Annotated in this window: 28 protein-coding genes; 7 read left to right on the top strand and 21 right to left on the bottom strand. The window is 48.4% G+C overall.

Going from position 1 to position 24,435, the window contains the following annotated elements; all coding sequences use genetic code 11:
* The first annotated feature begins 1 nt into the window (after position 1).
* Positions 2-1,312 (top strand): c-type cytochrome, encoded by a 1,311-nt coding sequence (locus A7K98_RS08270; protein WP_087488120.1) that lies wholly within the window; start codon positions 2-4, stop codon positions 1,310-1,312.
* A 65-nt stretch (positions 1,313-1,377) separates the two neighbouring features.
* Here A7K98_RS08270 and ydfG read toward each other — a convergent pair whose 3' ends face one another.
* The 5 genes from ydfG to A7K98_RS08245 are packed head-to-tail and all read right to left on the bottom strand — an operon-like array spanning position 1,378 to position 3,855.
* Positions 1,378-2,133, bottom strand: a complete 756-nt coding sequence (ydfG, locus tag A7K98_RS08265) for a bifunctional NADP-dependent 3-hydroxy acid dehydrogenase/3-hydroxypropionate dehydrogenase YdfG (RefSeq protein ID WP_087488119.1) — start codon at positions 2,131-2,133, stop codon at positions 1,378-1,380.
* Positions 2,134-2,148: 15 nt separating this feature from the next.
* Positions 2,149-2,334 (bottom strand): tautomerase family protein, encoded by a 186-nt coding sequence (locus A7K98_RS08260; RefSeq protein ID WP_087488118.1) that lies wholly within the window; start codon positions 2,332-2,334, stop codon positions 2,149-2,151.
* 12 nt (positions 2,335-2,346) lie between these two features.
* Positions 2,347-2,895 (bottom strand): YbhB/YbcL family Raf kinase inhibitor-like protein, encoded by a 549-nt coding sequence (locus A7K98_RS08255; protein WP_232461608.1) that lies wholly within the window; start codon positions 2,893-2,895, stop codon positions 2,347-2,349.
* 38 nt (positions 2,896-2,933) lie between these two features.
* Positions 2,934-3,230, bottom strand: coding sequence for a putative quinol monooxygenase (locus tag A7K98_RS08250; protein WP_087488116.1), 297 nt, complete (start codon positions 3,228-3,230; stop codon positions 2,934-2,936).
* A gap of 40 nt (positions 3,231-3,270) precedes the next feature.
* The gene (locus tag A7K98_RS08245; protein WP_087488115.1) at positions 3,271-3,855 is read right to left on the bottom strand and encodes a cupin domain-containing protein; all 585 of its coding nucleotides are present in this window, start codon (positions 3,853-3,855) and stop codon (positions 3,271-3,273) included.
* 123 nt (positions 3,856-3,978) lie between these two features.
* Between A7K98_RS08245 and A7K98_RS08240 the strand changes: the two genes are divergently transcribed.
* Positions 3,979-4,311 (top strand): PadR family transcriptional regulator, encoded by a 333-nt coding sequence (locus A7K98_RS08240; protein ID WP_087488114.1) that lies wholly within the window; start codon positions 3,979-3,981, stop codon positions 4,309-4,311.
* Between the two features lie 2 nt (positions 4,312-4,313).
* Complete coding sequence (locus A7K98_RS08235) at positions 4,314-4,952, top strand: hypothetical protein (RefSeq protein WP_087488113.1); 639 nt, start codon at positions 4,314-4,316, stop codon at positions 4,950-4,952.
* Between the two features lie 21 nt (positions 4,953-4,973).
* Here the strand turns inward: A7K98_RS08235 and A7K98_RS08230 are convergent, their stop codons facing one another.
* The 9 genes from A7K98_RS08230 to A7K98_RS08190 all read right to left on the bottom strand — a co-directional run bounded on the left by A7K98_RS08230 (position 4,974) and on the right by A7K98_RS08190 (position 14,099).
* Positions 4,974-5,810 (bottom strand): aldo/keto reductase, encoded by an 837-nt coding sequence (locus A7K98_RS08230; RefSeq protein WP_087488112.1) that lies wholly within the window; start codon positions 5,808-5,810, stop codon positions 4,974-4,976.
* A complete protein-coding gene (locus A7K98_RS08225; RefSeq protein WP_087488111.1) occupies positions 5,807-7,156 on the bottom strand; it encodes an NTP/NDP exchange transporter in 1,350 nt (449 codons plus the stop codon). Before A7K98_RS08225 ends, A7K98_RS08230 begins: the two co-directional genes overlap by 4 nt.
* 347 nt (positions 7,157-7,503) lie before the next feature.
* Positions 7,504-8,592, bottom strand: coding sequence for an LPS export ABC transporter permease LptG (gene lptG / locus A7K98_RS08220; protein WP_087488110.1), 1,089 nt, complete (start codon positions 8,590-8,592; stop codon positions 7,504-7,506).
* On the bottom strand, positions 8,589-9,611 hold the full coding sequence (gene lptF, locus A7K98_RS08215) for an LPS export ABC transporter permease LptF (RefSeq protein WP_407703109.1): 1,023 nt from the start codon (positions 9,609-9,611) through the stop codon (positions 8,589-8,591). The genes lptG and lptF overlap by 4 nt, the downstream gene beginning before the upstream one ends.
* A gap of 123 nt (positions 9,612-9,734) precedes the next feature.
* A complete protein-coding gene (locus tag A7K98_RS08210; protein ID WP_087488108.1) occupies positions 9,735-10,298 on the bottom strand; it encodes a YtfJ family protein in 564 nt (187 codons plus the stop codon).
* Positions 10,299-10,323: 25 nt separating this feature from the next.
* Complete coding sequence (locus A7K98_RS08205) at positions 10,324-11,154, bottom strand: hypothetical protein (protein WP_087488107.1); 831 nt, start codon at positions 11,152-11,154, stop codon at positions 10,324-10,326.
* Position 11,155: 1 nt separating this feature from the next.
* Complete coding sequence (locus A7K98_RS08200; RefSeq protein WP_087488106.1) at positions 11,156-12,490, bottom strand: lipopolysaccharide biosynthesis protein; 1,335 nt, start codon at positions 12,488-12,490, stop codon at positions 11,156-11,158.
* Positions 12,491-12,612: 122 nt separating this feature from the next.
* Positions 12,613-13,314: a nucleoside/nucleotide kinase family protein gene (locus A7K98_RS08195; protein ID WP_087488105.1), complete on the bottom strand. Its 702-nt coding sequence runs from the start codon at positions 13,312-13,314 to the stop codon at positions 12,613-12,615.
* Positions 13,315-13,373: 59 nt separating this feature from the next.
* Complete coding sequence (locus tag A7K98_RS08190) at positions 13,374-14,099, bottom strand: nucleoside/nucleotide kinase family protein (RefSeq protein WP_087490423.1); 726 nt, start codon at positions 14,097-14,099, stop codon at positions 13,374-13,376.
* Between the two features lie 274 nt (positions 14,100-14,373).
* Here A7K98_RS08190 and A7K98_RS08185 point away from each other — a divergent pair, with 274 nt between their 5' ends.
* Positions 14,374-15,105: a nucleoside/nucleotide kinase family protein gene (locus A7K98_RS08185; RefSeq protein WP_087490422.1), complete on the top strand. Its 732-nt coding sequence runs from the start codon at positions 14,374-14,376 to the stop codon at positions 15,103-15,105.
* 53 nt (positions 15,106-15,158) lie between these two features.
* Here A7K98_RS08185 and spt read toward each other — a convergent pair whose 3' ends face one another.
* Genes spt through A7K98_RS08165 form a run of 4 tightly spaced genes read right to left on the bottom strand, consistent with a single transcriptional unit; the run spans position 15,159 to position 19,256 of the window.
* Complete coding sequence (gene spt, locus A7K98_RS08180) at positions 15,159-16,331, bottom strand: serine palmitoyltransferase (RefSeq protein WP_087488104.1); 1,173 nt, start codon at positions 16,329-16,331, stop codon at positions 15,159-15,161.
* Entirely contained in the window at positions 16,318-16,578 is a 261-nt protein-coding gene (locus A7K98_RS08175) for an acyl carrier protein (protein WP_038020331.1), read from the bottom strand. The genes spt and A7K98_RS08175 overlap by 14 nt, the downstream gene beginning before the upstream one ends.
* 30 nt (positions 16,579-16,608) lie before the next feature.
* On the bottom strand, positions 16,609-17,523 hold the full coding sequence (locus tag A7K98_RS08170) for an NAD-dependent epimerase/dehydratase family protein (protein ID WP_087488103.1): 915 nt from the start codon (positions 17,521-17,523) through the stop codon (positions 16,609-16,611).
* Positions 17,520-19,256 (bottom strand): fatty acyl-AMP ligase, encoded by a 1,737-nt coding sequence (locus tag A7K98_RS08165; RefSeq protein WP_198361147.1) that lies wholly within the window; start codon positions 19,254-19,256, stop codon positions 17,520-17,522. The genes A7K98_RS08170 and A7K98_RS08165 overlap by 4 nt, the downstream gene beginning before the upstream one ends.
* A gap of 642 nt (positions 19,257-19,898) precedes the next feature.
* Between A7K98_RS08165 and A7K98_RS08160 the strand changes: the two genes are divergently transcribed.
* Both A7K98_RS08160 and A7K98_RS08155 read left to right on the top strand, forming a co-directional pair.
* Positions 19,899-21,023 (top strand): N-acetyltransferase, encoded by a 1,125-nt coding sequence (locus A7K98_RS08160; protein WP_087488101.1) that lies wholly within the window; start codon positions 19,899-19,901, stop codon positions 21,021-21,023.
* 198 nt (positions 21,024-21,221) lie between these two features.
* Entirely contained in the window at positions 21,222-21,587 is a 366-nt protein-coding gene (locus tag A7K98_RS08155; protein WP_087488100.1) for a diacylglycerol kinase, read from the top strand.
* A 110-nt stretch (positions 21,588-21,697) separates the two neighbouring features.
* On the opposite strand, the gene A7K98_RS08150 is transcribed toward A7K98_RS08155, so the two are convergent.
* Positions 21,698-22,081 carry an EthD domain-containing protein gene (locus A7K98_RS08150; protein WP_087488099.1) on the bottom strand — a complete coding sequence of 128 codons (384 nt, stop codon included), beginning with the start codon at positions 22,079-22,081 and terminating at the stop codon, positions 21,698-21,700.
* 72 nt (positions 22,082-22,153) lie between these two features.
* Here A7K98_RS08150 and A7K98_RS08145 point away from each other — a divergent pair, with 72 nt between their 5' ends.
* Positions 22,154-22,525: a MerR family DNA-binding transcriptional regulator gene (locus A7K98_RS08145; protein WP_087488098.1), complete on the top strand. Its 372-nt coding sequence runs from the start codon at positions 22,154-22,156 to the stop codon at positions 22,523-22,525.
* 180 nt (positions 22,526-22,705) lie between these two features.
* On the opposite strand, the gene A7K98_RS08140 is transcribed toward A7K98_RS08145, so the two are convergent.
* Both A7K98_RS08140 and A7K98_RS08135 read right to left on the bottom strand, forming a co-directional pair.
* Positions 22,706-23,938, bottom strand: coding sequence for a Zn-dependent hydrolase (locus A7K98_RS08140; protein ID WP_087488097.1), 1,233 nt, complete (start codon positions 23,936-23,938; stop codon positions 22,706-22,708).
* Complete coding sequence (locus A7K98_RS08135; RefSeq protein WP_087488096.1) at positions 23,935-24,426, bottom strand: L-2-amino-thiazoline-4-carboxylic acid hydrolase; 492 nt, start codon at positions 24,424-24,426, stop codon at positions 23,935-23,937. The genes A7K98_RS08140 and A7K98_RS08135 overlap by 4 nt, the downstream gene beginning before the upstream one ends.
* Positions 24,427-24,435 lie beyond the last annotated feature (9 nt).

Here is a 24,435-nt window from a genome sequence, read left to right as displayed (position 1 = left end):
GATGAAAACAATTTTTGTGAAACTTCTGCCTCTTGCCATAATGTCAGTTATTGGCGTTATCGGGCTGAAGCAGGCTTATGCTGACAGCAATGATAGTGCAGACCTGATAAAACAAGGTGCATACCTGGCTCGCGCCGGAGACTGTACAGCCTGCCATACTGAAGCTGGCGGCAAACCCTTTGCCGGTGGTCTGGCTATCAGGAGTCCGATGGGAGTCATTTACTCAACTAATATCACTCCGGATAAAAATGCCGGAATCGGCAGTTACACCGAACAACAGTTTGCAGAGGCGGTTCGTAAAGGAGTCCGTCGGGATGGCAGTAATCTGTACCCGGCAATGCCTTATCCTGACTATAGCGGTATTACCGATAAAGACATTCATGCCCTGTATGTGTACTTTATGCACGGTGTAGCCCCGGTGAGTGTAAAAGCACCACAAACCTCCCTGACTTTCCCGTTCAGCCTGCGGTGGGGAATGAAATTCTGGAATATTGCCTTCGCGTCCGGAAACAGCTATCCACCAGCTCCAACAACTCAGTCAGACAGTGCTGATGCTCAGGCATTAAGCCGGGGCAGATATCTGGTCGATACTTTAGGTCACTGTAGCAGTTGTCATACTCCACGAGGTATCGGGATGCAGGAAAAAGCGTTGAACGACAGTGATAGTCGCTTTCTGTCTAGCGGCATGCTTAATGACTGGACAGTGCCTTCGTTGAGAAATCCTGACGGATGGTCTGTGAATGATATTGCAGAATACCTGTCTACAGGGCGCAATGACTTCGCCAGTGTCGGTGGTGAAATGACGGGCGTGGTGCAACACAGCATGCAACATATGAACCAGGCCGATTTACATGCCATTGCTCTGTACCTTAAATCATTACCTGCCAGTACTAAACAGCAGCATAATGTGAAACCCGATCTGCAGAATGACACTCAGAAAACGGTGGATACTCTGACGCTCGGCAAAAATCTCAACTCTGGTCAGATGCTTTACCTGAACAACTGTGAAGCATGTCACCTGACCGATGGCGGAGGAGCTAAAAAGATTTTCCCACGTCTGAATGGGGCCAGTATAGTGCTTGCTGATAACCCGACAGGGCTGATATCGGTGATGCTTAAAGGTGCGCAGACCCCTTCTACGGCAAATGCACCGTCAGTACAGTTTATGCCCGGATTTGAGCAACGGCTCAATGATCAGCAAATTGCTGAGCTCGCCAGTTTTGTCCGCAGCGGCTGGGGAAATAATGCGCCACCAGTATCAGCAGCAGATGTGGCTAAGGTCCGTGCCAGTCTTAATACCAGTCAGAAATAATAGCGATAAATATTGCTGAACAGGAAACCACTCTGTCCACAGAGTGGTTTTTTACTTTCCGCTAATCAGGCTTTTTGTTTATTAACCGTTAACCCGCCATAAGTCTGGCAGACTGGCATCATTTCCAGCGTATTAATGTTGACATGCGCTGGCAGGTTCGCCACCCACCATATTGCTTCGGTTACATCTTCTGCCGTTAATGGCTCGGTGCCATCATATGTCTGACCAACTTTACCTGCGTCGTGATTAAACCTGACACTAGAGAACTCCGTTCCTCCTACCAGTCCGGGTTCAATGTTAGTAACCCTTACTGCGGTACCGTTTAAATCGGTACGCAGATTTAAACTAAACTGCCGGACAAACGCCTTAGTGGCACCATAGACATTACCCCCTTTATAAGGCCAGCTACCCGCTGTTGAACCAAGGTTTATGATATGACCACGGTTACGGGAGACCATTCCCGGCAGAATGGCATGGGTCAGATACATTAACCCTTTAATATTAGTATCAACCATCGTCTCCCAGTCGCTGAGTTTTGCTTGCTGGGCAGGGTCCAGACCGAGAGCCAGACCGGCATTATTTACCAGGATATCAACCGCCTGCAATTCTGCCGGTAATTCATCGACAAATTTCCCGACTTCGTCTGCCTTAGACACATCAAAACAGAAACAGCTAATATTCTCTCCGCCTTCAACCTGTTTCAGCTCATCCAGCTTATTCTGGCGCCGGCCGGTAGCAATCACTTTGTGACCCTGCCTGGCAAAACGTAGTGCCGTTTCACGACCAAACCCGGCTGTCGCGCCCGTAATTAATATAATCATTTTAATACCCTGCAGTTACAGCTTATCATAAGGGATACCGCCACGGGTTTTGTGCTGCTTAGGCACTTCCACCAATGAAACGACGATAAATTCATCAGCAACACCTAGTGTCTGCCTGACGACCTGATAAATTCCTTGCATCAGTTGCTCTTTTTGCTCAGGCGTCCGGCCTTCCGCAAGGTTAACCACTACTTCAGGCATAATCCCCCCTCGTTATTTTGTATTCAGATTGTATTGTGCGACGATGCCTGCAGAGCCCAAAGCGTGTCCTTTGAGTTTTGCAACCAGACTGTTTTTATCCAGACCTTTTGGCAACGCATGAACATCAAGATTGGTTGCAACAACAGTGAAATTATAGTTGTGTATATCTGCATTTTTTGGCGGGCAGGGACCAGAGTATCCCAGCACACCTTTGAGATTAATTCCCGCAGTATAGAGGGCTGAATCAGCCAGTTCTCCACTCGCAAACTGGTGGCGTGAAGCTTCAATCCCATAACCAATAAAGTGCATTACGCCTAATCCGTTTGCACCCTGCGGATCTTCAATCATCAACACAAAGCTTTTGGTTCCAGCAGGGGCATTGTGCCAGCTAAGTTGTGGTGAAATGTTGGAGCCGGGGCACTGGCCTCCTCCGCCCATATTCAGTGGTGCATTCCCGCCATTTTTAAAGTTGTCTGACGTCAGTTGAAAAGGAGCAGCAGCAGCTACTGAAGAAATAGCCAGTAACCCTCCACAAATAAACCATGATATTGAGCGCTTCACGAAAGATCTCCTGAATATTATAAATGTGAGCATACACATTAAGACAGAGTGACAGACTGGATTTGTGGTTCAGATTTCAGCAACGGCTTGCTGTCTGCAATTAACCGCAAAAAGTGTGGCTGCTTAAAATGAAACTCTATTGCCTCATCCCCTTTCCATTGTTCATGAATGAGAAAGATGTCGTTATCTTCAGTACTACGGTAAAGATCATAATGCTGGTTGCCTTCCTCGTCACGACTAGGTTTTACACAGGCACTGATCACCTTAAACAACGCTTCCGCCTGGCCGGGGTTTGCAATAAATTTCGCAATAATAAGTTTGTCTGGCTGACTCATAATATCCCTCCCGGGAAATAGTTTATGCTGAAATTATCCGTCAGACTGGCAGCTGAACGAACACAGTTGAACTACCAGAGGGTAGCGGTATCTGCGAAAGGCGTTTTAACGCAGTTTGTGAAAGAGTACTGCGACAAATATCCCAGCACTGTCCTTCAGGATAGGCTGCCAGTACTTCAAAGTTACCACTGCTGTTCATCAAACGCTGACCGGTCCCTGCCGGCAGAAAATAGATATCACCTGTTTGCAATGACACAATCTCTCCCCTGTCGCCTCCCAGTTGCATTCTGCCCCGCCCTTTCAATACAGTCAGCAACACATGGCTGGTGCTGTGAAAATGCTGATAGGAATAGAGCGGTGCCTGCCATTGAGTCACCCACCCTGCCTGTTTAAGCATAGCTGTCATTGCGCCAGAGTCAGCTGAAATACCTTCAGCCATAGCGAATTTAATCACAGGGTGCTGCGAATTATTGGGTACCCAGTCGTCCGGCGTTAAATACCAGTGAGTAATAATTTTCAGCGCCGGGGTGCTGTGGTCATCTGCGAATGCTATCGGGGCAAACGGTAATGAGATACCAAGCAAACCGAACATTTGAATAAAGCTTCTGCGGGAAAACTGGCCCATTGATGATCCCCTGCTTTTTTGTTTAGGCTGACAATTTATACCTAGATAAACTAGGCATAAGACTTCTGCATGTCAAGATGCTATAGTCTGTTTTATATAACCAGGCAGTAACAGAGAATTACAATGAGATCCAGTCCCGACGATAACCTTAAAAGCCATGTCGAAATGGTGATCCTTGCCGCACTTGAGCGAGGTCCTTGCCATGGCTATTCTCTGATAGAACTGATTCGACAACTCAGCGGCGGGGTTCTTTCTTTTCAGGAAGGTACCGTTTACCCGTTACTGCACCGCATGGAAATGAAAGGGTCCATTCAATCTGAATGGGAGATTCCGACGACAGGCCGGAAGCGTAAAGTTTATCAGTTGACCCCCGCAGGAAGCCAACAGCTAACCAGACAACGTAACGCCTGGTCACACTATTCAAGCGCTGTATCAACCCTGCTGCAGAGAACATGACTATGTCTGAAATGACCGATCTTCCGGAAGCTGTGCGTAACTACCTCGACTCTCTCTCCTATGAGCTTCGATTTGAACGTAAATACGCGGCTGAAATCTGTGATGAGATTGGCAATCATTTTTATGATGCCCTTGCCTGTTCAACTGCCCCGGACAGTGATAACACCGCAAGGCAGCTCACCAGGGAGTTTGGTTCCCCGCAGTTTCTGGCTGCCGATTTTGCTGCAATCCTGATGACTCGTAAGCTGCGTAACTCCCTGTTTATCGATCTATCCATTATGGTCGCTATCGGACTGGCAGTCATCAATTGCCTGTCTGCCAGCAAGGAAGGACTGGCTGTGCTTTTTGCCTGCATTTCAGGTGCAGTTACCTGGGGTGCACTACTCTGGATTCAGATTAAAGGCCTGAATGGCAGTAAACTCTACCACTGGCTATGTACACCGATGATTGCCAGCCATATAACCTCACTGTTTTTGGCACTCGCCCTGCTCCGGGACTGCTGCTTCACTGTCCACACTTCAATTATCTATGCCAGTTTCGAAGTTGCGGCGACTTTCGTGCTGGCAGGACGTTTCATTTACATTAGAAAACGTAGCAAAATAATGTGTCAGCTATGGCAGAAAGTCGCCACAAATGACTGAAGCCGGCAGGTCAGCTTAATCCTAGCGCGTTTCTAAGGACACCTTTTCTGTTGGGGGAGGAAAGGCGTGATCTATCGCCTGAAGATCCTCTGGCTGCAAAGTAAACGAAAATACCTCAGCATTTTGCCGGATATGTGCCGCTTCTCCAGACTCAGGAATAGCAATTGTTTTTCCGTTACGAACAGACCATGCCAAAAGCACTGTTGCAGGGCTGGTTTGACGTTTTGCAGCAATCTGCGTAATCACAGGGTGTGCCATTAGATGTGCCCCACTGCCGCCCAGTGGTGAATACGCCATGACAGGTATATTGTGCTGGTTGCACCAGGGTACCAGGTCAAACTCTATTCCCCGGCTGGCAACGTTATAAAATACCTGATTTGTAACGCAGTTCTTGCCATTTTCCACCGCTATCAGATCTTCCATATCGCTGGTATCAAAGTTAGAAACCCCCCAGGCTTTGATTTTCCCTTCGGCTCTCAGTTTTTCGAACCCTTCAACAGCTTCACTCAGAATACTACCCGTGCGCCAGTGCAGCAGGTAAAGATCGAGTGAATCAGTTTGTAATCGCTTAAGGCTGTTATTACAACTGCGCTCCATCAAAAGCCGGTTAGCATTCCATGGATAAATTTTCGAGACCAGAAATACCTGGTCCCTGATACCTCGCAAGGCCTGACCAATTAAACTCTCAGAACGCCCACCACCATACATTTCGGCGGTATCAATCACGTCCATTCCCAGCGACACTCCGGTACGTAGTGCATCGATTTCTTCCGCCTGGCTATGCCGCCCCTGCCCCAGGTGCCAGCTCCCCATGCCTAATGGTGCAACAGACTGACCATTAATCGTCACTTTTTTCATGATTTTTTGCTCTCAATTGCTGATTGGTTAAACTCTCTCATAAAACGTTGCCTGCGGCCTAGCCAGACACTGTTAATCCACCATATAACCGACAGCGGAACCGCTACCCAGGCCAGCATGCCCGCAGCCAGGCCTACCGCCCCCATCGCTGCCCAGCTCCAGGCGCCAACCTGATCACCGGCCCGGTATACTGCAGTATCAATAAAACTTTTAGCCTTATACTTATCTTCTCGTTGCAGTACAGTAAACAACACCTCACGGGCGGGCCGGGCTAAAGCAAAATTACCCGCACGACGAAGTATGCTAAACAACATAACCGTCCACAAAGCCGGCCAGACTGAAAGTGCCATAAACCCGGCAATAGTCAGAACAGGCAAAAAGCACAATACCAACGCAATGCCATAGCGGTTTAACAACCGGCTGGTAATAAACACCTGAGTGATCAGTGTCAGGATATTTACGGCTAAATCAGTGGTGGCGAAAAAAGTCGTGCGTGAGTCTTCGCTGCTAAAGGCGTGTCTGACAAGTTCAGCCTGACGGAAATACAACAGCGTAGAAGTTACTGAAAACAACAACATATACAGACAAATATTACGTAAATAGGCAGAGCGGAAGGTATGGGTAATTCCGGAGAACACACTGCCACCCAGTGGCTTATCCTCCTCAACCTCGTGTGTAGAATGCGATTCGGAAAACCCACTGAGTCCAGCTGAGTGGCGTATCAGGCGACCGACACAGAACACGGCGCACTCCAGCAAAATAGCTGAAAAAAGAATCAATCCTGTCGTGTTGAGTAACCGGGCAAATACAGTGGTTAGCAACGAACCACCTATAGCACCTGCAGTGGCTCCTGCTGCCATCAAAGCAAATAAGCGTCTGGCTCGTTCTGTACTGAAAATGTCCGCAACTAATACCCAGAACACCGACACCACATACAAATTAAATACTGATACCCAGACAAAAAATACCCGCCCCACCCAGACCCGTTCACCTGACGGCAACCACGCCATTAATCCGGCGAAGATAAGCAAGTTAGACAGAAAAAAACGATAGGTAATCGGGATAAGTCGTTGTCGTGGTATTGACTGAGATAATGCCGAAAAGGGTAAATTCAGAACCAGCATGCAAATAAGCGTGGCAGTGAACAGCCATTGCAAATTATGCACCCCGCCTTCAATACCCAAAGTATCTCTTACCGGCCGTAGTATGTAATAGGCACACAACAGGAAAAAAATGTAGGCAATACACCACAACAATGGTCGCCATTCTTCGGGTCTGATATTAAGAAACTTTAAAAAACTCACCTTCTGTTCGGACTCTGGCCGCTGATCGTTTGTATTTTCCATACCCACTCACTCTTTCATCACGGTGTTCACCAGCCTGTTCAGGGTAGCGTTACTGGCCATGTCTGCAGTAAAATTATAACTAATACCTATATAATCTAGGTATCATTTATACAACTGTCAATGAATCAGGGATTGAAGAAATGTTTAATATTGTAATTCTGGCAGTAATCATTCTGGCCCTGGTGGGGTGTCACAGAGACGAAACCAGACCCTCTGTGGCAGGTAACAGAAAATTGTTGTGACTGAAGAATGATCGTGAGAACAGCACTGTCAGGGAATAAAACTGCGGGAAAAGGACGTGATATCAGAAATCAGCCTGCCACCCATGAGGGTGGCAGATACGAATACTAACTCGATTGCTGCTGTTTATCAAAGCGCGAAACCAATACCAGCGCGGCTATCAATATTAACAACGGGGGTCCCACTGCCGTCAGTGCGGGATTAAACGACAGCAATAATCCAAGGTTCAGGATTATCTGATAAACAATATAGGTGAGCAGACCCACAATTACGCCCAGGGCCAGCCTGGCCCCGGCCCCGGTGGAACGAGGGGCACTGAAGGTAAAGGGAACAGCCAGCAATATCATTGCAATGATCAATAGCGGCTGCCCCGCCTTTTTCCATAAAGCAATCCGGAACTCATTGTCCGGTTGTCCGGTATTCTGTAAATAGCGGATATAGTGACGCAACTGACTCACGGAGAAGCTGTCAGACGGCTGGGTCAGGTCTTTCAGACGGACATCGGTAAAAATAGATTTCCATTGCAGTTCATCGGAATTATTTACCGTTTCCGAGCCGTTATCCCACTGCTTTTCGGTGACATTATGTAATGTCCAGATTCCCTTGCTACCGATAGTGGCAGTCTGCGCATAAATATAGGAATGCAGGGTCAGATCGGGGTTGTAATCAAAAATCTCGATATCCACCGGCTGATTATCAGAATTCAGATATCTGACAGTAATAAACTCGTTATTATTTCTGGCCCACAGATTGTTACCTGAGTTTTCACCCTCTCCGCCCTGTGCCTGGGCGGTACTTTTGATTTCCTGAGCCCGTTGCTGCAGAGGAGATGCCACCCATTGATCAAAAGCGCCGGATAACAGGGCTGCACACAAGCCAGCCCCAAGAATGACCAGCGCAATATTTCGTACTGAAACCCCGGCACCACGAATAGCCGTGAGTTCGAGGGTTTTGGAAAGCTGTCCCAGCCCGACAATCCCCCCCAATAACGCAATAAATGGCCCCAGATCAATCAGGCTTCTCGGGATTGTCATCACAACCACCAGCAGTGCCTGGGTCCAGTGATAGCCTGTCGGAGTGACATCTTCCAGTTCATTAATCAGGTTGAAGGTAGTAAACAGCGGGATCAGTAGTCCTGCTGCAGCGGCAAAACCTGCCAGCAAATTTCGAATCAGATAACGGTTAATGATGCTCATCGGGCTTTTTTCCGCAGCAACGAAAAATCTCTGACAATAAAACCCAGTAACCCGAGCGCCATCAGAATGGTAACCAGCCAGCCGCCTGGCATTGCCGGCAGTGAGCCATTCGCCACCAGAGTCCGGCTGACATTACCGCCATAGAAGATGGCAATAAACAGTAAGGTCAACGGTAATAATGTGGCATAGCGGCCCTGACGGGGACGGGTACGGCTTAGCGGAATAGCCAACAACACCATCAGCAATGTATTAATGCCACGACTTTCACGCCACTGAAGTTCTGCGGTGTTCGCGGGCGTCGGGTTGTGCATTAACTGACTGAGCGGTGCCGATTTACGCATAATATCGGTGGTATCAGCAGCCGGCTTAAGAGCAATATTCAGATTGTTGTAATTCTGCATATTGTCATCTTTGCCCTGCCTGTCCAGACTGTAAGCGGTGCCGCCTTTTAGCAATACCGTCGGAGTCTCCGGCGATGGATTAGTGACTACCACCGAGTGCGACCGGTACAGATTGGTCTTATTATCTGAACGGGAATAGATCAATGCATCATCCAGCTGATGTGCAGAAGGCTCAATACGCTTAGCCAGTACCATCCTCCCGCTGCCATTGACATTAAATTTGTTAGCCTGCAGATGGGACACATCCAGCGCTGACAGCGATTGTTGCTGCAAGCGGTAGATATTGGCGTAAGCCCAGGGCCTGCCATAGAGTGACAACAGTGCCACCAGAATCGCCAGTGGCACCGCCAGAAACAGCACCGCCTTATACAGCCTCAACGGGCTGGCGCCTGCAGCAAAGATGGCGGTAATTTCCGAATCGGTATATAACTGCCCCAGAGAAACCGCTGTGGCGACATACAATCCCACAGGCAGTAACATCTCCAGGGCAATCAGCACTTTATAGCAGACGACATCGAACACAACCTGCAACGCCAGCGTGCCATTTGCCGCATCTGTCAGATAGCGCTGTGCGGAATAACTGGCGAACATAAAGATCAGAAATCCGACAATAATCATCACCAGCCGGTTGATCCCCAGCATTACGTAACGTTCAATCAGAGACATTGCATTTTCCCGCCAACAACATTTTTCCGGGGGTGATTGTCCGCCGTAAATAGTCCGGAGATCTGTACATAACCATTACTCTTTGGTGGTCAGTGTTTTTACCATGCCGATAACCTGAACAACTTCGCCAGGTGTCAGTGCGCCGTCTTTTGCCCATTGAACCCGGCCAGTACTGTCCAGCACTATAATTGTGGAGCTGTGAGGCAGTAACTGCCAGCGGCTGCGACCTACCCCATTGCTGTCAACAATAAACTGCGCCCAGGGATACTCCCTGAGGTTCTTCTCAATTTTATTGCGGACAAAAAAACCTGTTCCGGGAATGGCATCATCAGTATTGACGATGGTCGTTGCCTGAAATTTACTCCGGGGAAATGCTGCATTTCTTACCGCTGTGATCAGTGCATTATTCAAATCTTTGGCCGAAGTTCGCCCGGCGATATATTGAATAATCCGCACCCGGCCAGGAAGCTGGCTGCTATCCCAACGATGATAACGGACTTCATCGTTAACCAGTGACAGCTCGCCACGATCGCTGATGGACAGCAACGGGACCGGCTGGCCATTGACAAGATTATGCGCAAAAGCCATCGACGGTAGTAATACCGTGACTAACACTATCAGTAACCGGTAAATGTTCATTTCATCTCTCCCTTAGGGTGAGTCGCTATGCCGGAAATATTGCCAGCAGTTGTTCCAGACGGTGACGAATATCACTGTCCAGTGGCGCAGGACGATCATACGAACTCCCCCCGGCCAGTTTGTCGGCAACCATCACATCGTGCCTGTCCCCCATTAAACCGTTAATAGCCGCCATAAAACGTGAAATTTTACGCGCTTCGCTATTATCTGGCTCCAGAGAACGCAGGGTGTCATAGAAGGATACCTGCTGACTGACAATTTTGCGTACATCATGAAACTGTTTACCTGTCAGTTGCGGGTTGGCAATCAGTTGCTGAAGTTTCTGAATCTGGTGGCGACGGTATTCCACAAAGCCTTGTTCAGAATCCATATTGATATGGTGCAGTGAGAAACGCACTTTTGACCAGACAGGTTTACTCAGAAACAGCCGCAGGATATTGCCGTAGAAGCGCAGCTTTTGCTGATTGCCGTTACGGAAAGCATCCTGAAAATGGCCGAGTAATACCGTGGTCATATTAAACAAAGCACCGGACTGATGTTTTTTGCTATACAGTCGTTGAGCAAACCGTAAATGTTTATAGCGCGCGCGGATATATTTATAGCGCATTTTAACCGCCAGCGGTTTATCGCTGTCCTGCAGAAAATCATTAACCAGTCCGAGCAATTCTTCACGGGTGAATCCGTCTTCCCAGAATTGCAGACAAAGGGCATAATTTTTTTGCATTATCTGTTGCGAACAAAACAGATCAATATGCTCCGGCAGTGCATATTCGGCATCAACCACATCGTCTTCATCCACGGCGCTAAATAATAATTCAGTCGATTCTGTGGAAAATTTTTGCCAGTTATTACTCATATTAATGACTCTCCGGGGCCATAGTAAAACGTAGTCCGCTACGCCGCCGGTAAGCACGTAGTGTCGGGATAAATGTCAGCACTACATCCAGACATTGTCCGGCAAAATAGGCATATGCTGCCCCTTGTACGCCATACAGATACGAAATGCTGATTAGCAGGCTCAGATAGCAGACACAACCCAGCATTTGTACTATCAGAAATGCCCGCTGTTTTCCTGCCATAAACAGCAGTGATTCCTGCGGGAAGCCCATCATTGCAACAATGGTGGCACCCAGCATGATTTTAATTAGATCATAGGCTTCAAGATATTCGTGACCAAACACCACCGAGATCAGTGGTTTACCCACCACAAATACCAGTAAAGCAACCGCAACCCCGATTGCGCCGGCAATTAACGCCGAGCGTAAGCCAAGTAACCAGGGCTTCGTTGTCCGGGGATCAAGACGCATAATTTCCGGGTAAAAACTTTTTTCCAGCAATTGTGCGGGAGTACCGGTCGCATCAAAAAATGTCATGGCAATTTTAAACAAACCTGCCGCTGCCGGGCCAAGCACAATCCCGACTAATACCGTACTGCAGGAGTTTCTTGCCGCCCAGATGGTATGCGCAATATTCGTGGTCCAGACAAAATCCCATGCTCCCTGTAACCGACGACCGCTGCTAAATAATGCGGGTTTCAGTGCATTATGGATATCACGACGTTTTAATTCCTGGCCCGCAAACCACCAGAAGAGTGTCCCGCCTACCAGATTAGATAAATACCAGGTAATAATAAAACCGGCAAAGCCAAGGTGGCAGAAATAAGAAATCACGCTACCAATGGCTTGTAAAAAAGGTCTGACGGCCTGCTGAATCGCAATTAAGTCGAAACGATCAAATGCCCGTAAAATACCGGTCGGTGTTGAGGAAGTCATCGACGGAATTAAAGTACAATAGAGTATCGCCAGCCAGAAACTTTCACGATCCAGTCCCAGCGAATGCGCCAGAAATGGCAGCACAGCCATCCCGCCTAATATCGCAATAACACTACTGGCGATATCCAGACCGAATGAAAATGAGATCACTTCACGGAAGCGGGGAATATTTTTTGCTTCAAGTGCCGGGGTGCCGAATTGCACAACAAACTGCCAGGTCTGGAATTTGATCAGATCACTGACAGCTTTAGCATAAGCCTGTATTACCACCAGCACACCGAACAGCTGCGGGGTCATCCCCTTGCCTGCACAGGAGAGTGCCAACAGCCCAAGCAGTGCACTTGCCACACTGCCCGAGCCTAAATAGGCGGCATTCCGCAACATCGAGCGGAACGCACCGTCTGAAAACCAATGCTTCATTGTCTGTTACCTGTCATCGTCACGGCGGGCGACTGAAACCACCCTTAATTTTGGTGCGGTACGGTGCTGACTGCTGTTTTATTTATACTGAGTTGACCGCCCTCGCCTGCAAAATTTCTGCTTTACTGCTGCCGGCTTTCCCGTGCCGCGATGGCCTGTAATGCCTGACTCAACACCTGGTCATAAGCTGCCCGGGCATCCAGTTCGGCAATATTCGCCCCGTTGTACTCAATGCGTACCATCTGCGAAATCTTATCTTTCAGTTCTTCATAACTGTGGTCCGGCTTACGTGACAATGCGGTATCCACATCAATATCCAGCCTGAGAATCAGCTCCGGCCGTATCTTTGCCATTTCGCGATAGAGCTGACGTTCTTTCTCGGCCAGCCGGGTTTTCAGCCGGCCGGTTACCCGCTCAACTCCGATTCCCGGACCATCATAATAAAATCCCGAGATTTCGGCTTGCGGATAACGATCGCTGATCACCAGCACACCACTTTGCGCCAGCTGTACCGCTTTACGCAGATTCGATGCCCGCCATAACGAAAAACCGTACATGATGACCGCAGCCCAGAGCGCCGGACCACCATTACTCATACGCTGAGTTTTATCGGATTTGGCAGCCAGTCGGCGCTCCAGCCAGACTCCGATCACCGGCAATTTCTTGATTTTATCGCCATCTTCACCGGAAATAAGCCCCAGATAACGACGTTCTGTTGGCTGCTGTTGTTGTAATCTTTTTACAATATCATTGGTCAGGGTCGATTTTCCGGTGCCGTCACTTCCGACTACCGCAATCAGTCCCTTTATATAATCTGCCGACAAACTTTACTCCGTTTGTGATTGTTCTGTGTTAACTGGAATTTGGTTCTCAGGTCCGCGGCTCACCGGCCGGACTCTGATAACACCTGATCAATCGCCTGCAAAGACTGGCTTAATATCTGAGCTGCAGGGTCTCTGCCGTCCAGGTCCAGAATCCGGGCCCCGTTAAAATTCAGCTGTGGGATCACCGCTATTTTTTCCCGCAGTGCCGACAAATCATGATCAGGTTTCCGGGCATAAGCGGTCTGTTCATCAACATCGAGCCGAATCAGCAACAACGGTGGATAAGAGGCCATCCAGCGATAAAGTTGTTGTTCTTTACGACGTAACCAGCTTACCCAACGGTTTCCGCCACTGGTTTTTGCCAGCTGAGCTCCGTCAAAACGAAAACCAGCCACTTCAGCCTGTGGGTAACGGTCGGTAATCAGTAACTGGCCCTGGCGACCTTTGGTTAGCATTTTCCTGAACTTATAGCTTCGCCAGCAGGACAGCAGAAAAATAACCAGCGCAGTAGCATTGCCTGGCGGCTGCGACGGACGTTCATGAACCTTGTCGGATTTGGACATCAGAAAACGCCCGAGCACACCACCAATCAGCGGCAGATCACTGATCCATTTACCAATAAACCCGGAGGACTGGCCAAGGTAAAGTAATTCTGTAGGTTCCTGCGAAGAAAAGTGACTAACCAGACTGGCAGCAAGTGTTGATTTTCCGGACCCGTCACAGCCAGTGATCGCGATAACGCGGCCTGCCGTATGAGTTTTTCCGGCGTTTCTCTGTTCTGACACCACTAGAAATCCAATAGCAAAAAACCCATTTTATTCTAATTATTTACAGGTTCAAGAAATTTATCCGACCAGTGACAAATAAAGCCATGACGGTCAAAAAATGGAATATTAGCCTTGTTATTTTTGGTTTTTTCTTAATATTTTGTGCGCAGCCAGACTAATATTTATTGCACTTTTTAACAAGCGGATAAATATCAAATCCCTGCCAGTTGCTGGCGACATTTTACCGACAAAATGGTATATTGGTGACCTTGTGTTATAAGAGCTTATGATCATGAATTCCAGACTCCCACCGCTTATTGCGGTCATTGGCAGCGATGGCTCAGGAAAGTCTACTGTCTGTGAACAACTTATTACCGATATGAACAATTATGGCCCTGCCATCAGGGTTCACTTAGGAAAGCAGGCGGGTAATGTCGGCCGTGCAGTGGCTCAGTGGCCGGTGATCGGCCGTTTTCTGGACAAAGCCATTACGCGTAATACTAAAAAAGTAAAAACCGGAAAGTCTAAGGTTAAGTTTTTACCTTCACTGGTCATTATGGCATTTGTACTGCGTCGGGTATTACGTTTTCGCCGCATGATGAAATATCGTCGTGAAGGGTTAATTGTTTTGACGGACCGTTTTCCGCAGGCACAAATTCCCGGCGCTTATGATGGCCCGGTATTCCCGGTAAATATAAAAGGCAATCCTTTTATTCGCTGGATGGCTGGCCGTGAACGCAAAGCGTTTAAATGGATGGCTGCACAGAAACCCGATTTAGTGATTAAACTGAATGTGGATCTGGAGGTTGCCTGCCAACGTAAACCGGATCATCCAAGAGAGCAGTTGGAAAAGAAAATCGCCACTACCCCGTTGCTGACTTTTGAAGGGGCGCGAATTATTAATATTGATGCTAATCAGCCGATCGCTGACGTTATTTCTGATGCTGAATCAGCTATTCGCCAGTTTATGGATACTCACGGATATCAGCTTCAGACCGCAGAAAATATATCCCAGAACGCCTGACCGATTGTTCGCCGGACAAAAAAAAGGCTCCCGGTTTCGGGAGCCTTTTTTTATTAAGCTTTCAGTTCAGCGAAGGCCTGAATAATTTTATCAATTTCTTCGTCGCTGTGAGCTGAGTTAACACTACAACGCAACAACGTCACCCCGGCCGGAGCTGCCGGTGGTAATACCAGGTTCACATAAACCCCTTTATCGATCAGGGCGCGCCATAATTCCAGACCCGCTTCTTTGGAACCGATAATTACCGGTACCACCGGGCTAATACGTGGCCCTAATTCATAACCGGTTTTCGCCAGTCCCTGATATAAACGGTGGGCATTTTTCCACAGTTTTTCTCTTAATTCCGGCTGGCGGGCAATTTTTGCCAAAGATGCACGCACTGATGCAATACTTGCCGGAGAAGGAGATGCGGTGAAAATATAAGGACGGCTGCTGTAACGTAATACATCCATCGCTTTACTGCCGACGGCAAAACCACCGATGGATGCCAGGCTCTTACTAAAGGTACCAAGGATAATATCAACATCATCCTCAACGCCTAAATCTTCTGCCAGGCCGCGACCTTTGTTGCCCATCACACCAAAAGAGTGCGCTTCATCAACCAGCAGATAGCCACCGAGACGTTTTTTGATCTCTACGATCTCAACCAGTGGAGCCACATCGCCAAGCATACTGTAAATGCCTTCGACAATGATCAGCGCATCTTTAGCACGTTCACCAAGACGTAACATCCGCTTTTCGAGGTCCGCTGCATCGTTATGGCGGAAACGGATAATCTCTGCACCGCCCAGAGCACAGGCATCATAGATACTGGCATGACTGTCGGCATCAATTAATACCACTGAACCGGGGCCCGCCAGGGTGCTGATCACTGCCAGGTTCGCCGTATAACCGGTTGAAAAAACGATGGCCGTCGGACGGTCAAAGAATTCTGCCAGTTCCTGTTCCAGTGCCAGGTGAGAACCGTAGCTGCCGTTTGCCATCCGTGAACCTGTGGTGCCGGTCCCCTGATGCGCCAGCGCTGCCTGACCCGCGGCAACTGCCTCTGAGTCAAAGGTCATTCCCAGGTAGTTATTGGTACCTGCCAGAATAATTTTATGCTCGCCAATCCGCCCTTCTGTCGCTGAATAAATTTCATCGATACAGGTGCCGAAAGGATTAAGACCGGAAGTACTGAATTGTTCGCGTTCAGTCATCAAACGGGAAAATTTATCATAAAGACCCATTTGATTTCTCCAGATAAGGTTGCAGGGCATTCAACAGCTGCTCGGGAGTTCTGACATCCAGCAGAATATTAATCGGGATAGAAATATCCAGTTTATCTTCCAACATCATCAGCAAATCCAATACTCTGATGGATTCAAGGCCCAGATCGTTGACAAGATCGCTATCTGGTTTAATTTCTAATCCGCCTTCGACAATACCTTGCAGACAAGTCAGAATATAATTCATCACAGCGTCGCGATTTAGCATAAGAGCTTTGTACAACCTCTACTCAGTTAATTAAAATAGACCTTCACGCAGCGCGCGTTCCAGACTCACCTCAGGAACCCATCCAACGGCCTTGGTTAGCTGTTGGTTACTGGCAGTCCAGTCCGGGTGGGTTAATTCCCGGATTTTACTCTGTGTCAGCATCGGCTCGGTATTTACCAGCCGGTTCCACATCATACTTAAAGTGGCAATCAGTTTCAGCAGTGACAACGGAACAGGGATTAACCTGACCGGACCCTGTCGTATTGCGGCACCAATCTGCTGCATCCGCGTCCAGCTATAGCCGCCCTCTACTCCATCACAAAGCTCATAGATACCGGCCTGCGAGTTATCGGCCAATACCCACTGCGTTACCGCGGCAGCCATATCAGACACATGGATAAAGGTCAGAATAGCATCCCGGCTTCCCAGTTGCGGAAGCACGCCACGTAACAGGCCATTCAACAAGGGCTTAAGCTCTTTATCCCCCGGGCCATAGACAGCCGTAGGGCGGAAAATGCCCAAAGTCATATCACCCGCTAACTTGTGGAGTTGTTGTTCGGCAACGTATTTAGAGTTTGCGTACCAGGACAATTCAGGATGGCGTGCAGCCAGAGAGGAGATAAATAAAAACTTTTTACAACTACCAGACGCTTGCGCAGCCTGCATGACCGACACACTCCCGGTCACATTACACTCAGTAAACACCGCTTCACTGCTGCCCCTGACCTGCCCGGCACAATGTATCACAGCATCAGCCCCGGTCATCAGTCCAGTCAGTGCCTGCGGATTTTCCAGCGAACCACGTACCCAGATGAGATTTTCACCGGTATTTTGTTTTGCTGCTCTGGTCAGTGCCCGGACCCGGCATCCACGGGCCAGCAGATCTTTAGTGATCTGCCTGCCGATGAAGCCGGTTGCCCCGGTAATGGCAACCGTTAATGTCATTGAACAAAACCAGGCATCTGTACCGGAGTGTAGAGTGAAGAGGTCATCCAGCGCTTTTTAGCTTCTGCACGGGCCGGTTTTCCTGAAGAGGTCCGTGGAATACTGTGCGGAGGCAACAACTCAATATCTACCGCAATCCCGAATTCGCTCTGAATACTGGCAGATAATGAGTGAACCAACTGCTTACGGCGTTCTTCAGAACTGACCCGGCACTGAATTTGCAGAATGATTCTTGCTGATTCACCGTGTTCTTCAGTAACAAAAGCAATGGCATCACCGGCATGAATTTCTGGTTCAGACTCAGCCACATATTCAATATCCTGTGGCCAGATATTACGACCACGAATAATGATTAAGTCCTTCTTACGGCCAGTGACATAGAGATAACCCTCAGACTGGTAGCCGAGGTCACCGGTATCCATCCAGCCGGTAGACTGAATCTGCTTCTGGGTCACCGGATCACGGAAATAACCACTCATCAGGCTCGGTCCGGAAATACAGATATGACCAACCTGCTGTTCAGGCAATGCTTCTCCTGTTTCACTCCGGATTTCGATACGATGCCCTGGCAGCGGTTTTCCGCAATTCACAAATGAAGATACCGCACGGGATTTGCTGGTCGGTGCAACCGCACGACCTTCATATTCCAGAATGTCACGGTCAACTTCATTAACCTGAGCACCTTTGTTCTCATCAGAGAAGCTGACCGCCAGGGTATTTTCTGCCAGACCGTAGCAAGGCATAAAGGCATTGCGGTTAAAACCAATGGCAGCAAAATGCTCACTGAACTGGTTAAGCAGTTCAACAGGAATCGGTTCAGCACCGACACCAGCAACCCGCAGACAGGACAGATCCAGCCCGGCAGTTTCTTTTTCGCTGCTGCGACGCAGTGATAAATCATAACCAAATGGCGGTGCAACAGTGACGCTGCCACGGTTTTTATCGATAAGTTTCAGCCATTGCAGAGGGCGCATGGCGAAATCCTGAGTACGCAGATAGTCGACCGAAAGCTGTGTTGCTACCGGAGTCAGCAGGAAACCTACCAGACCCATATCATGATAAAACGGCAGCCAGGAAACACAGCGGTCACCGGCACGTAATTTAATGCCGTCATGACTGATCACCTGCAAATTCGCCATCACTGAACGCTGGGTAATAATGACACCACGCGGGAAACGGGTACTGCCGGAGGTATATTGCAGATACGCAATGTCATCCGGAGCAGGCTTTTGCAGTTCGACATCAGCTTCCGGCAACGCATGAAAATCGTCATTGCTGAGGATATGCGTCGGCGGAGCATCTTCGGTTGCTGAGGTAATCAACGGTACCCATTCTTCGCTGCTGATTATCGCTGCGGGGGCACAACTGTTGATCAGTCCCTGCAATTTTGTAATGTAGGATGCGCGCTGGCCAATCCCCATCGGGATGGCTAAAGGAACAGCGACCAGACCCGCATACTGACAGGCAAAAAACGATTCAACAAATCCGACGCTGGTTTCAGCAATCAGAGCAACGCGATCGCCTTTATTCAGGCCAAGAGAGAGCAATCGTTTTGCTCCGGCAACCGCATGGTCCCTGAGTTTCCGGTATTCCAGCACGTCGGTCAGCTGATTACGCCGGTCGTAAAAATTCATGCCAGTTTCGCCCCGGGATGCGTAATCTAACGCCTCTACCAGGGATGGGAAATCTGCATAACGCATGGGAAGAGAATGGGTAGAGCTTGTTTCTGACATAGACAAATTAGCCATAAATTCAATTCACCAACCGTGAACCACACCATTGGTGAAAAAGTTGATATTCTATTTTTAAGACGCTCTTTGAATAATCCCTTATTCGGCCCTGTCCATCGCCCGGGTAGGCCAGCTGCCGGGGTCCGGCGATTTATAGTTTCAGGGCTGAAACGTGTAAACCACCATTGACATTCGTCATAAGATCATCACCACGTAAAAATAATTTATTACAGGTTTATGACTCAACTTAAACACATCCTAAACATTAACCGGAAGTTCTGTAAAAGTGAACTACTGATTTACCGTGTTTTAGTTAAAAGCATTAAGTGGTAAAAGAAAGTTCCATTCCGGGACAGAAATATTCTTATACGAAAAGTAAATTGCATTAAATAATAGTTACGTCTTACTTTTAATAAAAGCATCAATTGCTTAACGTTCGATCATATGCTCTGGCATTACTTTGCAGCCCGGGAAGGTTCACGTCAGTACCCCGTCATTAAGTATCGTTTGTTGCTCATTGATATCGCCCTGTGACATTCTCCGCGTACCGGGATGACGTCCCCATAATTATTTGCACGCTACACAGGAATGCCATTTTGTAAAAATGTATTTCTTTAAGCCGGTGCTTAACAATAAAGGTTTTTTATGATTCAGATTGAAAAAGTACAGGGTAAACAAGGTTTTAAAGAATTCATTGCCTTCCCTTCTTCACTTTACGCTAATGACCCTAACTGGATTGACCCATTATTCCTTGAGCGTGAAGAACACCTGTCTAAAAAGAACCCTGCTTCTGAACATGTAGAGTGGCAAGCCTGGATTGCAAAAAAAGACGGTAAGATTGCCGGACGTATCACCGCTCAGATTGATTCGCTGCACCGCGAACTTTATGGCCAGGATACCGGACACTTCGGCATGATTGATGCCATCGACGATAAAGAAGTTTTCGATGCTTTGTTTGCCGCTGCCGAAGAGTGGTTAAAATCTAAAGGCGCATTTAAAATTACCGGCCCGTTCAGCCTGAATATCAATCAGGAAAGTGGTTTATTAATTGACGGTTTTGATACCCCTCCTTCTGCGCTGATGATTCATGGTAAACCTTATTACGCTAAATATCTGGAGCAACAAGGTTATCAGCAGGGTATCGACTTGCTGGCCTACTGGATGAAACGTACTGACCTGCACTTTTCTGAATCATTAAGCAAACTGATGGCGCGGGTACGGAAAAAAGTGACTATTCGTCCTTTGAACCGTAAAAAATTCGCTGAAGAGATGCAGGTATTACGCGAAATTTTCAACTCCGGATGGCAGAACAACTGGGGCTTTGTACCTTTCACTGAACATGAGTTCGCCACCATGGGTGATCAGCTGAAATATCTGGTGCCGGACGATATGATCTATATTGCCGAAGCAGATGGTGTGCCTTGTGCATTTATCGTCGGCCTGCCAAATATCAACGAGGCTATCAGTGATCTTAACGGCAGCCTGTTCCCGTTTGGCTGGGCGAAACTGTTGTGGCGCCTGAAAGTCAGTGGTGTACGAACCGCCCGTGTCCCGTTAATGGGTGTTCGTCATGATTACCAGTTCAGCAGCATGGGTCCGGTAATGGCACTGTTACTGATTGAAGCGCTGCGTGACCCGTTTGCCCGTCGCAAAATTGACGCTCTGGAAATGTCATGGATTCTCGAATCAAATACCGGTATGCGTACCATTCTGGAAAAAATTGGTGCGGTGCCCTATAAACGCTATCGTCTGTATGAGAAACAGCTGTAATTACTGACTGACAGCACCACGCCCCTGCCCGCCGGTATTTGCTGGCCCGAAAAGCTTCTCTGCAACAGAGAAGCTTTTCAGGTACTGCTTTATCAGCCCGGGGGCTTTTTTATGTTACTAATTCATCTGCGCCTGATATCCTGTTATGTGTAACCCATTACTCATGCTGTCAGCAGGCAAAATAATAAGAGTGTTCTCATGCCCCAGGAAAAGAAAAAAGGAATCAGTCGTCTGACCTACAGTATTAATAATTCGCTGGCGGGTTTTATTGATGCCCTGAAGACCGAAGATGCATTCCGGCAATTGTTTTTTATTAATATTGTTCTGTTTGTTATCATATTTTTTCTGCATGCAAGCCTGCTTGAAAAATTAATGTTAATTGGTTGTAGCTTCCTGCTACTGGTTGTCGAGTTGCTGAATACCGCCATTGAAACTGTGGTTGACAGGATTTCAGACGAAATTCATCCGTTATCTAAACGCGCCAAAGATATTGGCGGTGCCGCGCAATTAGTTGCTGTAGTGATGACAGTCATCGTCTGGTTCGGGGTATTGTTCCACCACTAATTCTTGCTTTGCCACTGGCGAATTACCATTTGTGGTGCTGTCGGCCGTCATTCTAATGACGGCACTCATTTAGTGGATCATATTGTTTTTCAGCAGTCAGGTGACCCCGGTTATTCTGTGACAGGGATAATCAACCGCTCTTCTCCATACCAGAGTTGTGATGCGGATAAATCGACAAATCTTTTTTCATCCTCAATCAGTGCCTGTAATGCTTTTAGCCCCTCATTCGTTTTTCGGGCTGCCAGATGAGCCTCCATGCTGTCCCACCATAATTCAGCACAACCGTCGAAATTCACCGCATCCGTTCCCCTAATCTTTTCTAACCCCAGTTGTGCTGCTTCATTGCCGAAGGGAACCGTCTGAACGTACTTTCTTATGCCTAACAATTCAGCGTAACCGGTGACCAGCGGCGCATGTATATTCCGCCAGTGATGATCAAATTCCTGCCGCGTTAATTGCGGCAGCCTTTTTACACACATAATTAATTTCAGCATGATTTCTCTCCTGTATAAGCAACGGGTGTTAGCTTACACTCTGACACTACTGTCAGAGTCAAGGAGCGGGAAATGCAGATAGGTAAGCTGGCCACACTGACCGGAATCAGTATCCGGATGCTGCGCTATTACGAACAACAAGGGTTGCTGCGCCCGGAAAGAACACCGGCAGGGTACCGCCGTTATTCCATCTCTGATATCAATACGGTGAAACAAATAGAGCTGCTGAACCGTGCGGGCCTGACACTCAACACCATCAGCCATCTGACAGATTGTCTGGGTTCAACCCCGGAGCCGGTGCAACTCTGTAGCGCGCTGACTGATAAAATTCGCCAGCAACTGACGCTGGTTGACGAACAAATCGATATGCTGAATCAAAGCAGGCAATTGCTGGTCCGGCTTAGCGAACTAAACAAAGCTGAACCGACAGCGGTCAGTCGATAAACCACGGCTTTCCGTTGTCTGGTCGGGTCATCTTGCCGCCCCGGCTGTTGACCCGACATTTCCAACATGTACTCAGTCTGTATAAGCCCGTCAGTTAGCTGTTACCACTGGCTCCGTACTGCAACAAAGAAACGCTGTACCAGCGTGGTGCACAGACTGTTCTGCCGGGCAGTTCTTCTGTTATTGATTCGCCGACCTGAGCACGGTGTGTAGCAATACATTCGCGCCTTTTGTTGCCCAGCCAGGAGTTATTGCTTCCGCCTCGTTATGACTGATGCCCTTAACACAAGGGATAAAAATCATAGCCGTTGGAGCAACCCTGCTAACAAAACACGCATCATGCCCTGCACCCGACACCATAGGTCTCGACGAATATCCAAGCTCTTCCGTCGCCTGTTGAACGCAGGCAATACAATCTGAATCGAAATGTACCGGTGAGTAATCTGATAATTTTTCAATCTCTGCAGCTAAGCGCCTCTTACTGAGGTCCCTGACGGCCTGGTGTAATTTAGCTTCCATAAGATTCAGCGTTTCGAACTCAGGATGCCGGAGTTCTACACTACAGATAACCTGACCGGCAACCACGTTAGGAGAATCCGGCACTATTTTTGCCCTTCCCACCGTCGCCCTTCCGTCCGGAGAAAAACTGTGGCCAGTTTGTTCCACAGCCAACACCAGTTCTGCAAAACCCGCAACGGCATCCTGGCGAAGATCCATAGGTGTGGTACCGGCGTGCGCCGGAAATCCGTTGATCGTTACCGAAAACCATCGTTGGCCCATTGCTGCGTGTACAACCCCGATGTCAGCCTGTTCGGCTTCGAGGACCGGCCCCTGTTCAATATGCAATTCATAGCAGGCATGCAGTGGTCTGCTTTTTGCCGGAAGATGCCCGCGCCAGCCACTTCGGTCCAGAGCTTCACCAAATGTGACGCCATGGCAATCGGTACGCGAACGGGCATAGTCAGTATTGTAAATGCCACACCAGACTCCGGAGCCCAGCATTGCCGGAGAAAATCGTGCCCCTTCTTCGTTTGTCCAGTTTACCAGCAGAATATCTCTTTCTGTTTCAATCTGAAGATCGTTCAGAGTCCTTAATATTTCCAGACCGGCCAGCACGCCATAAATTCCGTCGTAATTTCCCCCCAATGGCTGCGAGTCGGCATGTGAACCGGTGAGAACCGGCGGTAACGATGAATCTCTGCCGCGCCTGAGAATAAACATATTTCCTGCGTCATCAGACTGGCAGAGGAATCCCGCTTGTTCGGACCAGTTGCGTAATTGTTCTCTGCCCTGCTGATCCTCATTACTGAGCGTCAGACGGCTGACTCCTCCGCCATCTGTCTGCCCAAAACTTGCGAAGGTATTCAGCGTCTCCCACAGACGTGCTCCGTTAATCCTGGCTGTCGTCGTCACACCGTCCCCTTATCGGTCCTGACCTGATAGCGAAAATCACAACAGGCAGCACCTGACATGATGGTGGTCGTTCGGGTTAATTCGACATCCGGTGCATATCCGACAATGAATTTTTCATCACGTGCACAGGATAACAAGTGGCCTATCTCTCCAAGCCCCATCTCCTGATACATTTCGGCATAGCGACAACGTGTCACATCGTAATAATATTTTTGGTCATCATTCTCAATAACCCTGACTTCCAGCGCGTTGTCCTTTTCCCATAAATATTGCAGATTAACAAAACTCCGCAGATCAGCTTCCCCGGCTTCGCCTGCGGCAAATTCAGCACCAGCCTGAACTGCGGCCTGTTCAATGGCTTCTCCGATATACTTTTTAGCCAGCTCACTCCCCAGCTCTCTTTTGAGTATGTCGTAGACCGGTTTAATGATTTCCGCCTCTATTTTTCGACGGGCCAGGATCCCTAACTCTTGTTTTTGACAGCTCATAACATTGCT

Origin of the sequence: Tatumella citrea, assembly GCF_002163585.1 — a bacterium.
Classification (GTDB): Bacteria; Pseudomonadota; Gammaproteobacteria; order Enterobacterales; family Enterobacteriaceae; genus Tatumella; species Tatumella citrea.
This window is presented reverse-complemented; position numbering and strand designations above follow the sequence as displayed.

Coding starts and splice junctions, on each gene's coding strand:
- A7K98_RS08270 (WP_087488120.1), top strand. CDS start 2: ATGAAAACAATTTTTGTGAAACTTCTGCCTCTTGCCATAATGTCAGTT.
- A7K98_RS08145 (WP_087488098.1), top strand. CDS start 22,154: ATGCAGATAGGTAAGCTGGCCACACTGACCGGAATCAGTATCCGGATG.
- A7K98_RS08260 (WP_087488118.1), bottom strand. CDS start 2,334: ATGCCTGAAGTAGTGGTTAACCTTGCGGAAGGCCGGACGCCTGAGCAA.
- A7K98_RS08205 (WP_087488107.1), bottom strand. CDS start 11,154: ATGAGTAATAACTGGCAAAAATTTTCCACAGAATCGACTGAATTATTA.
- A7K98_RS08250 (WP_087488116.1), bottom strand. CDS start 3,230: ATGAGTCAGCCAGACAAACTTATTATTGCGAAATTTATTGCAAACCCC.
- A7K98_RS08225 (WP_087488111.1), bottom strand. CDS start 7,156: ATGGAAAATACAAACGATCAGCGGCCAGAGTCCGAACAGAAGGTGAGT.
- A7K98_RS08245 (WP_087488115.1), bottom strand. CDS start 3,855: ATGGGCCAGTTTTCCCGCAGAAGCTTTATTCAAATGTTCGGTTTGCTT.
- A7K98_RS08240 (WP_087488114.1), top strand. CDS start 3,979: ATGAGATCCAGTCCCGACGATAACCTTAAAAGCCATGTCGAAATGGTG.
- A7K98_RS08135 (WP_087488096.1), bottom strand. CDS start 24,426: ATGAGCTGTCAAAAACAAGAGTTAGGGATCCTGGCCCGTCGAAAAATA.
- A7K98_RS08170 (WP_087488103.1), bottom strand. CDS start 17,523: ATGACATTAACGGTTGCCATTACCGGGGCAACCGGCTTCATCGGCAGG.
- A7K98_RS08200 (WP_087488106.1), bottom strand. CDS start 12,490: ATGAAGCATTGGTTTTCAGACGGTGCGTTCCGCTCGATGTTGCGGAAT.
- lptF (WP_407703109.1), bottom strand. CDS start 9,611: ATGATTATTGTCGGATTTCTGATCTTTATGTTCGCCAGTTATTCCGCA.
- ydfG (WP_087488119.1), bottom strand. CDS start 2,133: ATGATTATATTAATTACGGGCGCGACAGCCGGGTTTGGTCGTGAAACG.
- A7K98_RS08150 (WP_087488099.1), bottom strand. CDS start 22,081: ATGCTGAAATTAATTATGTGTGTAAAAAGGCTGCCGCAATTAACGCGG.
- A7K98_RS08160 (WP_087488101.1), top strand. CDS start 19,899: ATGATTCAGATTGAAAAAGTACAGGGTAAACAAGGTTTTAAAGAATTC.
- A7K98_RS08165 (WP_198361147.1), bottom strand. CDS start 19,256: ATGTCAGAAACAAGCTCTACCCATTCTCTTCCCATGCGTTATGCAGAT.
- A7K98_RS08155 (WP_087488100.1), top strand. CDS start 21,222: ATGCCCCAGGAAAAGAAAAAAGGAATCAGTCGTCTGACCTACAGTATT.
- A7K98_RS08175 (WP_038020331.1), bottom strand. CDS start 16,578: ATGCTAAATCGCGACGCTGTGATGAATTATATTCTGACTTGTCTGCAA.
- A7K98_RS08230 (WP_087488112.1), bottom strand. CDS start 5,810: ATGAAAAAAGTGACGATTAATGGTCAGTCTGTTGCACCATTAGGCATG.
- A7K98_RS08185 (WP_087490422.1), top strand. CDS start 14,374: ATGAATTCCAGACTCCCACCGCTTATTGCGGTCATTGGCAGCGATGGC.
- spt (WP_087488104.1), bottom strand. CDS start 16,331: ATGGGTCTTTATGATAAATTTTCCCGTTTGATGACTGAACGCGAACAA.
- A7K98_RS08210 (WP_087488108.1), bottom strand. CDS start 10,298: ATGAACATTTACCGGTTACTGATAGTGTTAGTCACGGTATTACTACCG.
- lptG (WP_087488110.1), bottom strand. CDS start 8,592: ATGAGCATCATTAACCGTTATCTGATTCGAAATTTGCTGGCAGGTTTT.
- A7K98_RS08235 (WP_087488113.1), top strand. CDS start 4,314: ATGTCTGAAATGACCGATCTTCCGGAAGCTGTGCGTAACTACCTCGAC.